The sequence below is a fragment of the Bacillus sp. GC_Bacil_1 genome, from assembly GCF_026540675.1.
Lineage (GTDB): Bacteria > Bacillota > Bacilli > Bacillales > Bacillaceae_G > Bacillus_A > Bacillus_A cereus.
Window position 1 is genome coordinate 257,949 of the sequence record NZ_JALNUG010000007.1, and the last position, 14,506, is coordinate 272,454.

Genomic DNA, 14,506 nt, shown 5'->3' on the forward strand with positions numbered 1-14,506 from the left:
TCTCTATCAACGTTTTTCGTTATTTAACTTTTAATATAATGTACTTCAACTTATTATAAGAAGTTTTTTATTTGTTCGCAACCGGGCTTTGCAAATAATACGTTAAAATCCCTGCTGCAACCGCAACATTTAATGATTCTGCCCCGCCGTAAATCGGAATATACAAGTTTTGATCCGTTTTTGCAAGAATTTCTTGGCGTACGCCATTTCCTTCATTTCCTACAATTAATGCAAAACTGCCCGCCGGCGTTACCTCACCATACGGAACTCCATTTTCAAGAGCTGTTCCATATACAGGAACGTTATTTTCTTTTAACTTGTCTACCCATTCTTCTAAGTTCCCTTTTACAATTGGTAAGTGGAAAATAGAGCCTTGTGTAGAGCGGAGTACTTTACTATTGTAAACATCAACACAACCTTCTCCAAGCACAACGGCGTGAATACCAGCTGCATCAGCTGTACGAATAATTGTTCCTAAATTACCTGGGTCTTGCAGGCCATCTAATAAAAGGAATTTCCCATCAGTAAGAGCTACTTCTTTCTCATGCTTCTCACAAACAGCAAATACACCTTGCGTCGTTTCTGTTTCACGAAGTATTTTTACAATCGCCTCAGGCACGATATACATTTCCACATCATTAACTGTCCAATCTTTCGGAAGGTCTGTCTGATCTGAAACGATAAGTTCTGTTACAATTCCTGCCTTCAAAGCTTCCTCGACTAAGTGAAATCCTTCTACAAAAAATAAACCTTTTTTATCGCGTTCTTTTTTCGTTTGCAGCTTTTTCCACTGCTTTACACGCGGATTTTGTACTGAATCAATGTTTTTCATAATATGTATTTCCCTCTCTTCTTGTCTTATCATTATAGCCTATTTTTCATACATATTTACATAAAAAAGAACAAAAACTAACGTCAGTTTCAATTCTGAAGAAGAGGTGAAAACAATGAGTTTTAATTTACGCGGTGCCGTATTAGCGAATGTATCTGGTAATTCACAAGATCAATTACAAGAAACAATTGTCGATGCAATTCAAAGCGGTGAAGAAAAAATGCTTCCAGGTCTTGGCGTCTTATTTGAAGTCATTTGGAAAAACGCTGATGAAAATGAAAAGCACGAAATGTTAGAAACACTAGAGCAAGGATTAAAAAAATAAGCAATTTGAAAATCACCTTCGCATAAGCTAAGGTGATTTTTTACGAAAAAAATTTTTCTTCTCCTAAACATTTCTACTTTACTAACGAACTATGATGGAGTACAATGTTCAAAATACATTTAAACCGATCGATTTTTCTTCGTATACATCATTAGATAAAAGGAGTGAATGTTTTATGCACCGTATTACGCTTGAACAAGTTTTTAAACATCACATTACACAAAAATACGTAAACCGTTCCGGAATGGTCCACGCGATCGCTGTCGCTTACCATGCGTTTCACTTAGCTAAAAAGCACCACGCCTCAGTCGATGCTGCGACAAAAGCCGGTTTCCTTCATGATATCGGACATCATACGTGGTACACAGGCGGCGAATGGGACTATGACTTATATAAAAAGAATGATATCCATGCAATTAAAGGCGCAGAAAGAGCACATAAATTACTTATTAGATTGGGAGAACATCCAAAACTAGCAAAAGAAATTTCTATCGCAATCCTTCTGCATACAGATTCTTTCTTAGTGGAACAAGAAATTGAAAGAACATCTCTTCAAAGCATTATTAAATGGGCAGACGAAGCAGATGAAGAACCAGGCGGAGCTCATCATTATAGAACGATTTCTTATGAAAAAGCACTTAAAGCTATTCAGCAATTAGATCGATTGGTAGAGCGTGAATTGCAAATAGAGCAAGCCAAATTGAATAACAAGGCAGAACATAGTTATCAATGAGAAAGAGGCATCACTACAGGGTGATACCTCTTTTATTATTTTATGGAAAATAAACCTTTATCCCGCATTAACGGGCAGTAAGACCCCCACCTCGAAATTCAGCAAAGACGAGGAAGTTAGGTGGGGAATCAACTGCCCGTAAAAGCCCGATTGGTGAGGGCTGATAATCAGTGAGGGATGAACCTCCCCAATGATTAAAGTTTCACTTTATATGTAATATTTAAATATTACATTCAAAAACATTTTACTTTATAATTAAATATACAAATATAAAAGAGGTGATTTTACAAATGCAACCCGCTACACAGCTTTCTAATGAACAAAAACACTCGATGTCATGGGGACAATTTATTAGCTCTGTTTTATTCGCCTTTTTTGGAACTGGACTTATTACTGTGTTCCTCGCAATGCCATTAACAATTTATACAGCAGGTCTTACAGATAAAAAACAAGTTGCCCTGTATGAATCTATTGCAAATACTGCAAGTACCGTATTACAACTAGCTGTATTGTTATTCTTCATTTTTAAATTCGAACCCGCAAAAAAATTACTACTAAAATCTTTTAACTTTAAAACACTGAAAGAATGGCGCACATACGTATACTTACTTCTTTTCTTCGTTATCAACATCATACTCAATTACATCTTGTTAAATTATGTGTTCCAAGACGCAACAAAGCAGCAATCTTCCGCACTAAGCTTAGACGTCTTTAAGCAATATCAAATATTATTACTTCTCAGCTTTGCAATACTCACACCCATTTTTGAAGAACTTATTTTCCGTGGTTTTATACTTCGCTTCTTCTCTGAACGCTTTCCATTTTGGATTGCAGCCATCGTAACAAGTTTCTTCTTCGGTATCGCTCATACATACTCACTTGGGGTAATGGTAATTACTTTCTTTATGGGATTATTAATGGCCATTTTATGTAAAAAAACAAAGTCCATTATTCCAGCTATGTTATTTCATATTATGAATAACATGTTGGCATTCTTGAGTTAAAAAGAGGTATCATCGCGATACCTCTCTTTACTCTTTTATCATAACTTCAAACTCTTCTGCGGTTAGCGTTTTTGATAATCCGTATCGTTATTACCCATTTCCTTCAATTTATATATACTCATTAATAATATCCAAAATAAACCTCATGTAGTAAAATATAACTTAATTCACATAAAGGAGTTTACATATGTTCAGTATTATTTGGATGCTTTTCACGCCACTTCTCTTACTATGCGGGATTGCTGGTGGTATTTTTTTAATAGTAACAGGGATTAAATATGGGAAATTACTCGTTGGTTTAATGGGGCTTACTTAGCCTATCCTTTGTCACACTACCTTTTGTTCTTTTAAGTGTAGGGATTCATATCGATACAATTTTCCCGATTCCAACTGCTCTTTACTGGACCCTATTTTCTTTAACTGGATTATTAGCAGGGGTAAGTGGAGTACAAGCCAAAATTAAAAGTATACGTAATACGGGATTCATTATTTTTACCATTGGAATATTAGGGGTTATTTTCTGGGTACTCATGTCTGTAGGTGATTCATTCTATATATAACATTTTTTGAAACCCACAAATCGGAGGTAATACAGAAGTGTTTGGAATATTAACTTGGATGATTTTGGCTCTTACTTTAATGTTATGCGAATTCATCGTCGGCATTTTTTTAATTATTGCTGGCATGAAACATCGTAAATTACTTACCATTATAGCTGGTTTCACTAGCATATTACTCATCGTTGTTCCTATTGTTTGTATAGGTTCTGGAATAGATTTAGAGGGGATGGTTCCAATTTCGGGAACTTTATATTGGTGCTTCTTCTCTTTAGCTGGACTATTAGCTATTATAAGCGGCAGGCAAATATCGAGTATTTGTTCTATGGGGACAATTTTGTTTATAACAGGGCTGTGCTCCGTAACTGGTTATCATTTTTTATATCTCACTCTTTAAAAAGACAAAAAAGCAGGGAAATTAATTCCCTGCTTTTCTATTTTGTTTATTGCCTGATGGTAAGAAGAACGATAACACCCAAGCAATCCCTGCAAGTATCGTTGCAATTAAGAAGGCATCGTTAATACCGTTAATTGCAGATAGCTTTGAAATTTGTCCATATAATAGTTGTGTGCTCATCGCGTCTCCTGCTTGAGCTGATCCAGCTAAGGCCGCTAAGCTTTGACCCATGCCGTGTACTTTATCAACTAAAATTGGGTTTGATGTTGTTAACATGTTGCCGTAATCTGCTACGTGAGCAGTTGTTTGTTGCGTCATAAGTGTGATTAAAATCGCTGTTCCGATTGAACCAGCTACTTGTCTTGACGTATTTTGCGTTGCTGTACCGTGAGAAATTAATTTCATCGGTAGCGCGTTCATACCAGCTGTCATAATTGGCATCATAATGAATGACATACCAATTGAACGTATAATATAATCCGTCATAATAACGCTATACGGTGTATCCATCGATAATTTTGTAAATTCATATGTCGCATACGTCGTAATTGCCAATCCAATTATCGCTAATGGACGAATGCCATATTTATCGAATAATTTACCCGCTACTGGTCCCATGATCCCCATAATTAATGATCCTGGAAGAAGTAGTAAACCAGATTCAATTGGCGTAAAGCCACGAATGTTTTGCAGATATACTGGAAGCAATAACATACCTCCGAATAATGCCATCGTAACGATTGCGTTAATTACTAAAGTAAAAGTAAATACTGGATATTTAAATACTTGTAAATCAAGCATTTTATTGTCCGTTGTTAACTCTCTCCAAATAAATAACGCTAAACCAATTACACCGATAACAAGTGAAATAATGACTTCTGCACTAGTCCAACTATTATTTCCAGCTTCACTAAATCCGTACAATAAGCTTCCTAGTCCAATACTTGAACTAACCACACCGAATATATCTAATTTCGTTTTAGACACTGGCTGAGCTAGTGTAAAGAATTTTAAAGATAGGAACGTAATAATTAAACCAATAATAAACATCGCATAGAACATTAAGTTCCAGCTATAGTTTTCAATCACCCAACCTGTTACAGTTGGTCCGATAGCTGGCGCTAAAATCATCGCTACACCTAGTAATCCCATCGCCGCTCCGCGTTTATGAGGCGGGAATAACGTCATAAAGATATTCATACCAACCGGCATTAAAATACCCGCACCAACTGCTTGAATTACGCGACCTGTCATCATCATTGTAAAGTTTCCTGAAGTAGCACAAATGATAGATCCTACCGTGAAGAATAACATTGCTGCTACGAATAATTTACGATACGTAAATCGTGAAACTAAAAAGGCACTAATCGGTACTAAAATACCATTTACAAGCATGAAGCCTGTAATTAACCATTGTGCTGTTGAAGTTGATACATTAAATTCATTCATTAACGGAGGTAATGCAACGTTAATGATTGTTTGGTTTAAAATAGAAACGAACATGCCGAGAATTAATACAGCTACAACTGCTTTTACGTTCACATTCTCTACAGGCATAGACATTTGTTTTTTCGGCACTTCTTTTTCTTGTTTTACTTCTTCTTGCTTTCCTGTTTCTAACTCAACTACATTAGAAATTTCCGATTCTTGCTTTCGTTCAATTTCTTTCTCTTCTGTTTCAACTTTACTTACTTCTATTTTACTTACGGCTGGGACTTGTTCTTCTCCCATTTTCGTTTTTTTCTTTCGTAAAAGACGATTTACAAGGAAGAAGACGATTATACAAAATAGTGCATATCCTGCAATTACAATTGAGGACATCTCATCTCCCCCTTACTTATGAATACGAACTGTCACATTCATGCCAGGAACAATATTTACTGATTTGCTATGATCTAAAGAAACTTTAACTGGTACTACTTGTGTTACTTTCGTATAGTTCGCTGTTGCGTTGCTTGATGGCAACATAGAGAATGTATTCGCTGTTGTTAAGCCAACTTGTTCTACTTTTCCTGTTAACGTTGTATCTGGGTATGCATCTACATACACATCTACATCTTGACCTTTTTGAACATCATCAACATCTGTTTCTTCAATGTTTGCTGTTACCCATAAATTGTTCATATCAAATGCATAAGCAATCGGGCTACCTGCTCCAACGAAAGCATTTGTTGTTGCGTTTGATTGTACAACTGTTGCATTTTGTGGAATTGTTACATCTACTGTTTGTTCTCCATTAGCTGCCGCTACAGTAACAGTACCTAATTTATCGTTCTCATTATAATTTTTTCCTACTTCAGCTTTCCAGTCAGTTAGTTTACCTGCTACTGGTGAAGCAACCGGAATTACCTTTCCATCAATCTTTGCATTGTCTGTTTTTAAGTAATTTTCCGTTTGATTGTAATAGTAATAACCGCCAATACCGCCGCCAACTAGTACAATTAATGTGATAATGTTGATAATTACCATTCTTCGAAACTGATTCATTGCATTCCTCTCCTTATATCGCATATAATTTTTTTCTAAACTATTTATGTCCTTATTGTTTAGATTGTTTAATTGTTAATTATATTAACCTTTTAACAAAAAAATCACACCATCTGCAGCGTAAATCGAAATTTATCTACCTGCGAGCGGTGCTGATTTCTGAAGGACTATCGTTTATAATTATAAATAATTATTTTGAATCTACAACCGACAATTTACGTATGAAATGTCGTTTAAACAACAATATAATACCAATATGTTGTTTAAGTACAGAAAATTAAACGAGGGGAAATAAAAATGTCTATTAAAAATACAAATGATCCACGTGTAAAACGGACGAGACAACTCATACAGGATGCTTTTGTCGCTTTAGTAGGCGAAAAAGGTTTTGAAAATGTTACTGTTCAACATATTGCAGAACGCGCTCCTGTAAACCGCGCTACATTTTATAGCCATTACCACGATAAATATGACTTACTAGACAAAAGCATTGAAGAAATGTTAGAAAAGCTAACTGAAGTAATTAAACCGAGAAATAGAAATAAAGAAGATTTCCAATTAACATTTGATTCGCCACATCCAAGTTTTTTGGCCTTGTTCGAACATATTGCAGAAAACACTAACTTCTATAACGTCATGCTTGGTGATAAAGCTGCCGGAAACTATACGTATAAGATGATGAAAGCAATTCAAACGCATTTAACATTAAGCCTCTCTATTTCACAACCTAACGATGAAAAACTAATGGTTCCACGCGATATTCTCATTAGTTATGTTACTGGTGCCCATCTAGGGATGATTATGTCATGGCTTAAAAGAGGAATGATATATACCCCGCATTTTATGGCGATGCAATTAACTCGTTTAATTATTTTAGGCGCTCATACTGCAGCGGGATTAGAACGGCCTTTTTAAAACATAAAAAAGCGAAGGAGAATCTCCTTCGCTTTTTCTATTAATTAAATGTAATGTTATGTACAGCCTCTTTATCAAGACGTTTAATAACTTCTACAATTAACTTCACTGCATTTTCATAATCATCACGATGTAACATTGCCGCATGAGAATGGATATAGCGCGTTGCAATTGTAATTGCCATAGAAGGAATACCATTTACAGCAATGTGAATCGCACCCGCATCCGTTCCTCCGCCCGCTACTGAATCATATTGATACGGGATTTGTAATTCATCAGCAACATCAACTACGAAATCACGTAAACCTGTATGTCCAATAACAGAAGCATCATATAAAATGATTTGTGGTCCATCGCCCATTTTACTTTGCGCTTCTTTTGACGTTACACCCGGTGTATCTCCAGCGATACCAACATCTACTGCGAACGCGATATCTGGTTTAATATAATTCGCAGATGTTTTTGCGCCACGAAGACCAACTTCTTCTTGTACAGTTCCAACGCCGTATACAACGTTTGGATGCTTTTCATCTTTTAGTTGTTTTAATACGTCAATTGCAATTGCACAACCGATTCGGTTATCCCACGCTTTTGCAAGTAACATTTTTTCGTTCTTCATCACTTGGAATTCAAAGTACGGTACAACTTGATCTCCTGGTCGTACGCCCCACTCCATCGCTTCTTCTTGGCTAGAAGCACCGATATCGATGAACATGTCTTTAATTTCAACTGGCTTTTTACGAGCTTCTGGAGGTAAAATGTGCGGTGGTTTTGAACCAATTACACCTGTTACATCTCCTTTACGCGTTACAATCGTCACGCGCTGTGCAAGCATAACTTGTGACCACCAGCCACCAACCGTTTGGAAGCGAAGGAAACCTTTTTCATCGATTTGTGTAATCATAAATCCAACTTCATCTAAATGACCTGCAACCATAATTTTCGGGCCGTTTTCTTCCCCTACTTTTTTCGCAACTAAACTCCCTAAATTATCAGTAGAAAGTTCGTCCGCAAACGGCTCGATATATTTCTTCATTACTTCACGTGGTTCACGTTCGTTACCAGCAATACCACGTGCATCCGTTAATTCTTTTAGCATTGTCAATGTCGCGTCTAATTTTGTCATTGCCAACACCCTCCTTTTTCTTCAGTCAATTCATTATACAATAATTAAATTGAAATATTCAAAAATTAAATTAGTATCCTTGTGTTTGACGCTGATGATTTACCTCATTTTTATCTAAATATGCTTTTTCAATCTCTTCTTGCTCAAATTCAAGTGCTTGTCCAAGTCGAAGATAGCTCGTAAATAATTCAATATAGTTTGTAATAGATGGTTGATCTGTAAAACGAATTACTTTCGCATATGTGTCTAAGAAAATTTCCACTTGTGTTTTATTCGTTTGTGCACATTTATAGAATAAGAAGTTTTTATCAATACCTAAATCAATTCCGATTGATAAAATAAAATGCAAACCATCTACGTATTCTTCTAATATTACTTCACGTTCCGAAGCTGGTTTGTTGCTCCAATATTTAAAACAACGTGTTTCATTTGCAAGTTCACCAATTTCTACAAGAAGAGCTAACATTTTTTCTTTTAACAATTTTTTCGGTTGTAAGTCATGTTCTTTTGCAATACGGTCATCTAATTCTTTTTGTAATTTAAATAGTTGTAGTAAGTCCATTCTATTGTCCTCCTCCAACATCGCATTTTACGCAACAATGTTGTTTCATCTCAAAGTTCATTATTATGTTTCAGTTCTTATGAATAAGTCAGCTATCTACCTCTTTATAAAATAGCTTGTCCTTAATTTGCAAATACGTTTCAGTCATCACTCTTAAATTGTTCATCTGATGAAAGTTCCATATCATCTTTCCATTATAGCAGTGTCGTTTCGGCTAGGAAAGATACTCTTCTTTCCAAACGTGCATAATTAAAAAAAGCCAGGAGGATTCTCCTGACTTCATATGTATATTCTTCTATATCGCTATAGTTTTTACGTTGATTTTGTCATATCGATAACAACACATCCGTTAATCTTTAGAACTTCAAACTTCTCTCTGAACACAAACAAAAAACCTTAGAAGAAAATTCTTCTAAGGTTTCAACTAATTAATTAGTTAATGTTGTTTTTTGCAACTGTTGCTAATTCAGCGAAAGCTTTTTCGTCATGAACAGCTAAGTCAGCAAGCATCTTGCGGTTAACTTCGATGCCAGCATTTTTAAGACCGTGCATTAAGCGGCTGTAAGAAAGACCATTCATACGAGCTGCTGCGTTGATACGTGTAATCCATAATTTACGGAAGTCACGTTTCTTTTGACGGCGGTCACGGAATGCATACATTAGAGATTTCATAACCTGTTGGTTAGCAACCTTGAATAATGTATTTTTTGAACCGTAGTAACCTTTTGCTAATTTAATTACTTTTTTACGACGTTGACGAGTAACTGTACCACCTTTTACTCTTGGCATAATATTACCTCCTAATTGTTCTATATATCAGCCGAACTTATTTTAAGTTGTCAAGCATTTGACGAATGCGTTTGAAGTCACCAGCGCTTACTACACCAGCTTTACGTAGTTTACGTTTAGCTTTTGTAGATTTGTTAGCGAATAAATGGCTTGTGTAAGCGTGAGAACGTTTCAGTTTACCTGATCCAGTCTTTTTGAAACGCTTTGCAGCGCCGCGATGAGTTTTTTGTTTAGGCATAGGTATTTCCTCCTCTATCTATTACTTATCGTTTTTCGGTGCTAAAACTAAGAACATACTGCGTCCTTCCATTTTAGGCTTAGATTCAACTGTACTAACTTCAGCACAAGCTTCTGAGAAGCGATCTAAAACACGTTGACCGATTTCTTTATGAGTAATGGCACGTCCTTTAAAGCGAATTGACGCTTTAACCTTGTCGCCTTTCTCTAAAAACTTGATAGCATTACGAAGTTTTGTGTTAAAGTCGTGTTCATCAATTGTTGGACTTAAACGAACTTCTTTCATGCTAATTACTTTTTGATTTTTGCGCTGCTCTTTTTCTTTCTTCTGTTGCTCAAAGCGGAATTTACCGTAGTCCATAATGCGGCATACTGGCGGTTTCGCATTTGGAGCAACTAATACTAAATCAAGATTAAGATTTGCAGCTAAGTCTAAAGCGTCATTACGAGACTTGATTCCAAGTTGATCGCCATTTGCGCCAACTAAACGTACTTCACGTGCACGAATTTGCTCGTTAATCATCATATCCTTGCTAATAGTAAGCCACCTCCAAGGTTTTCTCAGAACATATTTTGTAGTCATAGAACCCGACAAAAAAAGTGCGGGCATACGACACCCACACTTGTAAAATCTTAAGTAAGAAATACATTTACCTGCTAACTGCGAATGCGTCCATCAGGTGAGAAGCGGGTGCTTCTACTTGTTCCACAAAACAATATTCTATTATCCTTGATGAGTTTATCATAGGACATGACGTCTGTCAAGAAGACGCGATGTGTTTTACTAACAACAAGAAATATTGTAACAAACAACTAACATACTTGCAATACTTTTTTATGATAAGTGTTACATGGTTATTTTTTCTAGTTTTTCTCTTTTATATTACAAAGAAAAGCCGCGGTATACCGCGGCTTTTTCTTATCGTTTTCCTTCTACTTTAATCATGTCAACAAAAGCATCTAATGCGATTGTTTCTGATTTTTGTTCACCATATTTACGTACGTTTACGCCGTTTTCAGTTACTTCATTGTCACCTACTACAAGCATGTACGGAATTTTTTGCATTTGTGCTTCACGGATTTTGTAACCGATCTTCTCTTCACGAGTGTCTAATTCAACACGGATACCAGCACGACGCAATTCGTCTTGTACTTTCTTCGCATAGTCTAAATGTACTTGCGGAGAAACTGGAATTACTTGTACTTGAACTGGAGCTAACCAAGTTGGGAATGCACCTTTGTATTCTTCAATTAAGAAGGCTACGAAGCGTTCCATAGTTGATACAACACCACGGTGAATTACAACTGGACGATGTTGCTTACCGTCTTCGCCAACATAAGTTAATTCAAAGCGTTCTGGAAGTAAGAAGTCTAATTGTACAGTTGAAAGTGTTTCGTCTTTTCCAAGAGCAGTACGAACTTGAACATCAAGTTTTGGACCGTAGAATGCCGCTTCACCTTCAGCTTCATAGTAATCAAGACCCATTTCATCCATAGCTTCTTTTAACATACCTTGTGCTTTTTCCCACATCTCATCATCCGCATAATACTTTTTAGTATCTGCTGGATCACGATAAGATAGACGGAATGAGTAGTTCTCTAAACCGAAATCTTTGTACACTTCTAGAGTTAAGTTTACAACACGTTTTAACTCTTCTTTAATTTGATCTGGACGAACGAAAATGTGCGCATCGTTTAAAGTCATTCCGCGTACACGTTGTAATCCAGATAACGCACCTGACATTTCATAACGGTGCATTGTTCCAAGTTCCGCAATACGGATTGGTAATTCACGGTAGCTGTGAATATCATTTTTATAAACCATCATATGGTGAGGACAGTTCATTGGACGAAGAACTAATTCTTCATTATCCATTTCCATTGATGGGAACATGCCATCACGGTAGTGATTCCAGTGACCAGAAGTTTCATATAACTCTCTACTTCCTAATACTGGAGTGTATACGTGATCATAGCCTAAGCTTGCTTCTTTATCAACGATGTAACGCTCGATAATACGACGAATTGTTGCACCCTTTGGTAACCAAAGTGGTAAACCTTGTCCTACTTTTTGGCTATTAGTAAATAGTTTTAATTCTTTACCTAATTTACGGTGATCGCGCTCTTTCGCTTCTTCAAGCATACGTAAGTGCTCATCTAATTCTGCTTTCTTAACGAATGCAGTACCGTAAATACGTTGTAACATTTTATTATTGCTATCGCCGCGCCAGTAAGCACCTGCAACGCTTAATAATTTAAACACTTTAATTTTCCCTGTAGATGGAAGGTGAACACCACGGCAAAGGTCGAAGAATTCGCCTTGCTCATAGATTGAAATAACTGCATCCTCTGGAAGATCGTTAATTAAATCTAATTTTAACTCATCACCAATTTCTTCAAAGCGACGAAGTGCTTCTGCACGTGGTACTTCATGACGAACGATTTCTAAGTTTTCGTTCACGATTTTTTGCATTTCTTTTTCGATTTTCTTGAAGTCTTCAACTGTAATTGCTTCTTCCATATCGATATCGTAATAGAAGCCATTTTCAATTACTGGACCAATGCCAAGCTCAAGCTTAACATCTTTATATAAACGTTTTAACGCTTGTGCTAAAAGGTGGGCTGTTGAATGGCGTAAAATATATAAGCCATCTTCAGAATCTAATGTAATAATAGAAACTGCACCATCTTCTTCGATTGGTGTAACAAGATCGATCATCTCATCGTTTAATTTTCCAGCTACAGCTTTTTTCTTTAAGCCTGGGCTAATAGAAGCTGCGATTTCTTCAGTTGTTACGCCTTTTGGAAACTCCTTCACAGCTCCATCAGGGAAAGTAATTTTAACTACATCTGCCATCACTGGTCACTCCTCTTTTTCTCAAAATAAAAAACACTCATCCCGTAAAAAGGGACGAGTGTTGAATTCGTGGTTCCACCCTTGTTCCAATTAACATAATTGTTAATTGCTCAAGTTCAACATAACGGTGTTGTCCGTTAGCAATTACTAGAAAAACCGTTCACTGCTAAAGTTTAGAGGTGGTAAGTAATAATCCCGTACTAGGAAGCTCACACCCTAAGGCTTCCCTCTCTGAAAATCGTAGAAAACTACTCATGTCCTCATCATGACATTTCGATATATTTCATTTATGTAGGTAATTATATGCTCAAAAACTTAGAAAATCAAGGGCGTTACCTTTATTTTTTAAATTTTTCACATTGCGCTCAAAATCATGTAATCCATGTAATTGGACCCGTTCTTGAAACACATTTCGCAAAGTAATAATCATATTATGGTCTTGTTCTTTCGTATATAAATAAATCTTTTTGGGCGAAATAGAAAGAAGCGGCGCAATTACTTTCGTATCAATATATACATCATTTCGCTTTAATAATTCCTCATCTATATATTGGACCAACTTCTCCTGTTTTAAACGTCTTCCTTTATCATCATAAAAGATAAAGCTTTCATCAAAAATAAGATGCACGCAGGACAAGCGTGATTTACGGCTACTTACTTGTTGCCGAAGCGTCTCAATGAACATTTGGTATTCTTGCTCCATCTTATATTCATCAATTGCCACTTCCGCAAGTTTAGCCACCATTTCCCTATATGTACGAAGACGAAAACGGATATATGATGAAAACGAGAATGAGAGCGGATCACAAAGCCAATTATTTAAAGAAGACTTAATATATGACTCAAATGCGTTACGCGTTAAATCCTGAGCTACCCCTTTTCTTCTTCCCTTTAAAATCTCATGTGCCATGTGCAATATTTGATGACACTCTTCTTGTTCTTCATAAAAAAACTTTTCTTTTAAGATCGTATAAATCCACTCATTTTGTTTCACATTCACAATAAAATACACCATTACCGGCAATAAGATCTTTTCAATATAATTTGATTCACGTACTGGTATGTGAATCACCACTTTTTGTTCCTGTAAATACACACTCGTTTCCTTATATAATACTTCCGCTCTTTTCAGCAATTGTCTATATACGTGCATAGCATCATTTTTTTCTTCGAAGCAAATTTCAATCACTTTTGTCCCCCCTTTTATCCCTGCTCTAAAGGACTGTATCTATACGTTACAAATCCTATAAGAGTCCGTCCCGCGTGAATTTCACTCTTAGTAGAATTACATTTCCTGTCGTTAGAAAATCCACTCAATATGGCTTGCTAATTTTATATATATTAAGGGAGGAAGAAAAAAATGATACAAGCTACTATGAATTTTTTTATTGTATACTTTACTTATTACTAAAGGGAGGTATCTGAATGTTTGAATATAAATTCGTAAAAGTCGAATTTCATTGGGGGCTCACTCGCTCAAAACTAGCTGAAGACTACCAAGAAATTATTCAAGAACATGCTAGAGATGACTGGAGGTTCGTACAGATTGTTGCCCCTACGATTGGCAGTTCTGGACAACCTGAATATTTCGACCTCATATTTGAAAAGAAAATATCACTATAATACAAAAGAGCAAGCTTCTTGAACTGCACCCCAATTGTTAGACACAGTCTAACAATTGGGGA

At 36.2% G+C, this 14,506-nt stretch carries 16 protein-coding genes, 1 pseudogene and 3 other annotated features (1 of these 20 running past the window's edge); of the genes and pseudogenes, 7 read left to right on the forward strand and 10 right to left on the reverse strand.

Going from position 1 to position 14,506, the window contains the following annotated elements; translation table 11 throughout:
• Positions 1 to 19: a binding site (T-box leader), on the reverse strand (it extends 210 nt beyond the left edge of the window).
• A gap of 48 nt (positions 20 to 67) precedes the next feature.
• Entirely contained in the window at positions 68 to 865 is a 798-nt protein-coding gene (locus OXT04_RS13785) for a TrmH family RNA methyltransferase (RefSeq protein WP_001986644.1), read from the reverse strand.
• Between the two features lie 82 nt (positions 866 to 947).
• On the opposite strand from OXT04_RS13785, the gene sspI reads away from it, so the two are divergent.
• The 5 genes and pseudogenes from sspI to OXT04_RS13810 all read left to right on the forward strand — a co-directional run bounded on the left by sspI (position 948) and on the right by OXT04_RS13810 (position 3,848).
• Entirely contained in the window at positions 948 to 1,157 is a 210-nt protein-coding gene (sspI, locus tag OXT04_RS13790) for a small acid-soluble spore protein SspI (RefSeq protein ID WP_000009509.1), read from the forward strand.
• A gap of 175 nt (positions 1,158 to 1,332) precedes the next feature.
• A complete protein-coding gene (locus OXT04_RS13795) occupies positions 1,333 to 1,890 on the forward strand; it encodes an HD domain-containing protein (RefSeq protein ID WP_000554805.1) in 558 nt (185 codons plus the stop codon).
• Positions 1,891 to 2,180: 290 nt separating this feature from the next.
• Positions 2,181 to 2,894, forward strand: a complete 714-nt coding sequence (locus OXT04_RS13800) for a CPBP family intramembrane glutamic endopeptidase (RefSeq protein WP_001182112.1) — start codon at positions 2,181 to 2,183, stop codon at positions 2,892 to 2,894.
• A gap of 187 nt (positions 2,895 to 3,081) precedes the next feature.
• Positions 3,082 to 3,454: pseudogene (locus OXT04_RS13805) on the forward strand (DNA-binding protein).
• A 37-nt stretch (positions 3,455 to 3,491) separates the two neighbouring features.
• Positions 3,492 to 3,848: a hypothetical protein gene (locus OXT04_RS13810; RefSeq protein WP_000467059.1), complete on the forward strand. Its 357-nt coding sequence runs from the start codon at positions 3,492 to 3,494 to the stop codon at positions 3,846 to 3,848.
• 21 nt (positions 3,849 to 3,869) lie between these two features.
• On the opposite strand, the gene OXT04_RS13815 is transcribed toward OXT04_RS13810, so the two are convergent.
• Together OXT04_RS13815 and OXT04_RS13820 are read right to left on the reverse strand one after the other, a co-directional pair.
• Positions 3,870 to 5,669 (reverse strand): DHA2 family efflux MFS transporter permease subunit, encoded by a 1,800-nt coding sequence (locus OXT04_RS13815; protein ID WP_000095294.1) that lies wholly within the window; start codon positions 5,667 to 5,669, stop codon positions 3,870 to 3,872.
• A 12-nt stretch (positions 5,670 to 5,681) separates the two neighbouring features.
• A complete protein-coding gene (locus OXT04_RS13820) occupies positions 5,682 to 6,335 on the reverse strand; it encodes an HlyD family secretion protein (RefSeq protein ID WP_001071420.1) in 654 nt (217 codons plus the stop codon).
• Between the two features lie 297 nt (positions 6,336 to 6,632).
• Here OXT04_RS13820 and OXT04_RS13825 point away from each other — a divergent pair, with 297 nt between their 5' ends.
• Positions 6,633 to 7,250 (forward strand): TetR/AcrR family transcriptional regulator, encoded by a 618-nt coding sequence (locus OXT04_RS13825; RefSeq protein ID WP_000023672.1) that lies wholly within the window; start codon positions 6,633 to 6,635, stop codon positions 7,248 to 7,250.
• A gap of 40 nt (positions 7,251 to 7,290) precedes the next feature.
• Here OXT04_RS13825 and OXT04_RS13830 read toward each other — a convergent pair whose 3' ends face one another.
• The 7 genes from OXT04_RS13830 to ytxC all read right to left on the reverse strand — a co-directional run bounded on the left by OXT04_RS13830 (position 7,291) and on the right by ytxC (position 14,010).
• Positions 7,291 to 8,376, reverse strand: a complete 1,086-nt coding sequence (locus OXT04_RS13830; RefSeq protein WP_000163561.1) for a M42 family metallopeptidase — start codon at positions 8,374 to 8,376, stop codon at positions 7,291 to 7,293.
• 70 nt (positions 8,377 to 8,446) lie between these two features.
• The gene (locus OXT04_RS13835) at positions 8,447 to 8,938 is read right to left on the reverse strand and encodes a dUTP diphosphatase (protein ID WP_000365050.1); all 492 of its coding nucleotides are present in this window, start codon (positions 8,936 to 8,938) and stop codon (positions 8,447 to 8,449) included.
• A 432-nt stretch (positions 8,939 to 9,370) separates the two neighbouring features.
• Complete coding sequence (gene rplT, locus OXT04_RS13840) at positions 9,371 to 9,727, reverse strand: 50S ribosomal protein L20 (protein WP_001138362.1); 357 nt, start codon at positions 9,725 to 9,727, stop codon at positions 9,371 to 9,373.
• 37 nt (positions 9,728 to 9,764) lie between these two features.
• Positions 9,765 to 9,965, reverse strand: a complete 201-nt coding sequence (rpmI, locus tag OXT04_RS13845; protein ID WP_001125945.1) for a 50S ribosomal protein L35 — start codon at positions 9,963 to 9,965, stop codon at positions 9,765 to 9,767.
• 21 nt (positions 9,966 to 9,986) lie between these two features.
• Complete coding sequence (gene infC, locus OXT04_RS13850) at positions 9,987 to 10,490, reverse strand: translation initiation factor IF-3 (RefSeq protein WP_000973215.1); 504 nt, start codon at positions 10,488 to 10,490, stop codon at positions 9,987 to 9,989.
• A 62-nt stretch (positions 10,491 to 10,552) separates the two neighbouring features.
• Positions 10,553 to 10,673, reverse strand: a sequence feature (ribosomal protein L20 leader region).
• A gap of 210 nt (positions 10,674 to 10,883) precedes the next feature.
• Positions 10,884 to 12,821: a threonine--tRNA ligase gene (thrS, locus tag OXT04_RS13855; RefSeq protein ID WP_000786077.1), complete on the reverse strand. Its 1,938-nt coding sequence runs from the start codon at positions 12,819 to 12,821 to the stop codon at positions 10,884 to 10,886.
• A 47-nt stretch (positions 12,822 to 12,868) separates the two neighbouring features.
• Positions 12,869 to 13,097: a binding site (T-box leader), on the reverse strand.
• A 31-nt stretch (positions 13,098 to 13,128) separates the two neighbouring features.
• The gene (ytxC, locus tag OXT04_RS13860) at positions 13,129 to 14,010 is read right to left on the reverse strand and encodes a putative sporulation protein YtxC (RefSeq protein WP_016512262.1); all 882 of its coding nucleotides are present in this window, start codon (positions 14,008 to 14,010) and stop codon (positions 13,129 to 13,131) included.
• A gap of 236 nt (positions 14,011 to 14,246) precedes the next feature.
• On the opposite strand from ytxC, the gene OXT04_RS13865 reads away from it, so the two are divergent.
• Positions 14,247 to 14,444 carry a DUF4177 domain-containing protein gene (locus OXT04_RS13865; protein ID WP_000464454.1) on the forward strand — a complete coding sequence of 66 codons (198 nt, stop codon included), beginning with the start codon at positions 14,247 to 14,249 and terminating at the stop codon, positions 14,442 to 14,444.
• The last annotated feature ends 62 nt before the right edge of the window (positions 14,445 to 14,506 follow it).

Excerpts from the sequence above, each read along its gene's own strand:
- rpmI (WP_001125945.1), bottom strand. The coding sequence starts at position 9,965 with ATGCCTAAACAAAAAACTCATCGCGGCGCTGCAAAGCGTTTCAAAAAG.
- rplT (WP_001138362.1), bottom strand. The coding sequence starts at position 9,727 with ATGCCAAGAGTAAAAGGTGGTACAGTTACTCGTCAACGTCGTAAAAAA.
- sspI (WP_000009509.1), top strand. The coding sequence starts at position 948 with ATGAGTTTTAATTTACGCGGTGCCGTATTAGCGAATGTATCTGGTAAT.
- thrS (WP_000786077.1), bottom strand. The coding sequence starts at position 12,821 with ATGGCAGATGTAGTTAAAATTACTTTCCCTGATGGAGCTGTGAAGGAG.
- OXT04_RS13830 (WP_000163561.1), bottom strand. The coding sequence starts at position 8,376 with ATGACAAAATTAGACGCGACATTGACAATGCTAAAAGAATTAACGGAT.
- infC (WP_000973215.1), bottom strand. The coding sequence starts at position 10,490 with ATGATGATTAACGAGCAAATTCGTGCACGTGAAGTACGTTTAGTTGGC.
- OXT04_RS13835 (WP_000365050.1), bottom strand. The coding sequence starts at position 8,938 with ATGGACTTACTACAACTATTTAAATTACAAAAAGAATTAGATGACCGT.
- OXT04_RS13820 (WP_001071420.1), bottom strand. The coding sequence starts at position 6,335 with ATGAATCAGTTTCGAAGAATGGTAATTATCAACATTATCACATTAATT.
- OXT04_RS13865 (WP_000464454.1), top strand. The coding sequence starts at position 14,247 with ATGTTTGAATATAAATTCGTAAAAGTCGAATTTCATTGGGGGCTCACT.
- OXT04_RS13800 (WP_001182112.1), top strand. The coding sequence starts at position 2,181 with ATGCAACCCGCTACACAGCTTTCTAATGAACAAAAACACTCGATGTCA.
- OXT04_RS13815 (WP_000095294.1), bottom strand. The coding sequence starts at position 5,669 with ATGTCCTCAATTGTAATTGCAGGATATGCACTATTTTGTATAATCGTC.
- OXT04_RS13825 (WP_000023672.1), top strand. The coding sequence starts at position 6,633 with ATGTCTATTAAAAATACAAATGATCCACGTGTAAAACGGACGAGACAA.
- OXT04_RS13785 (WP_001986644.1), bottom strand. The coding sequence starts at position 865 with ATGATAAGACAAGAAGAGAGGGAAATACATATTATGAAAAACATTGAT.
- OXT04_RS13795 (WP_000554805.1), top strand. The coding sequence starts at position 1,333 with ATGCACCGTATTACGCTTGAACAAGTTTTTAAACATCACATTACACAA.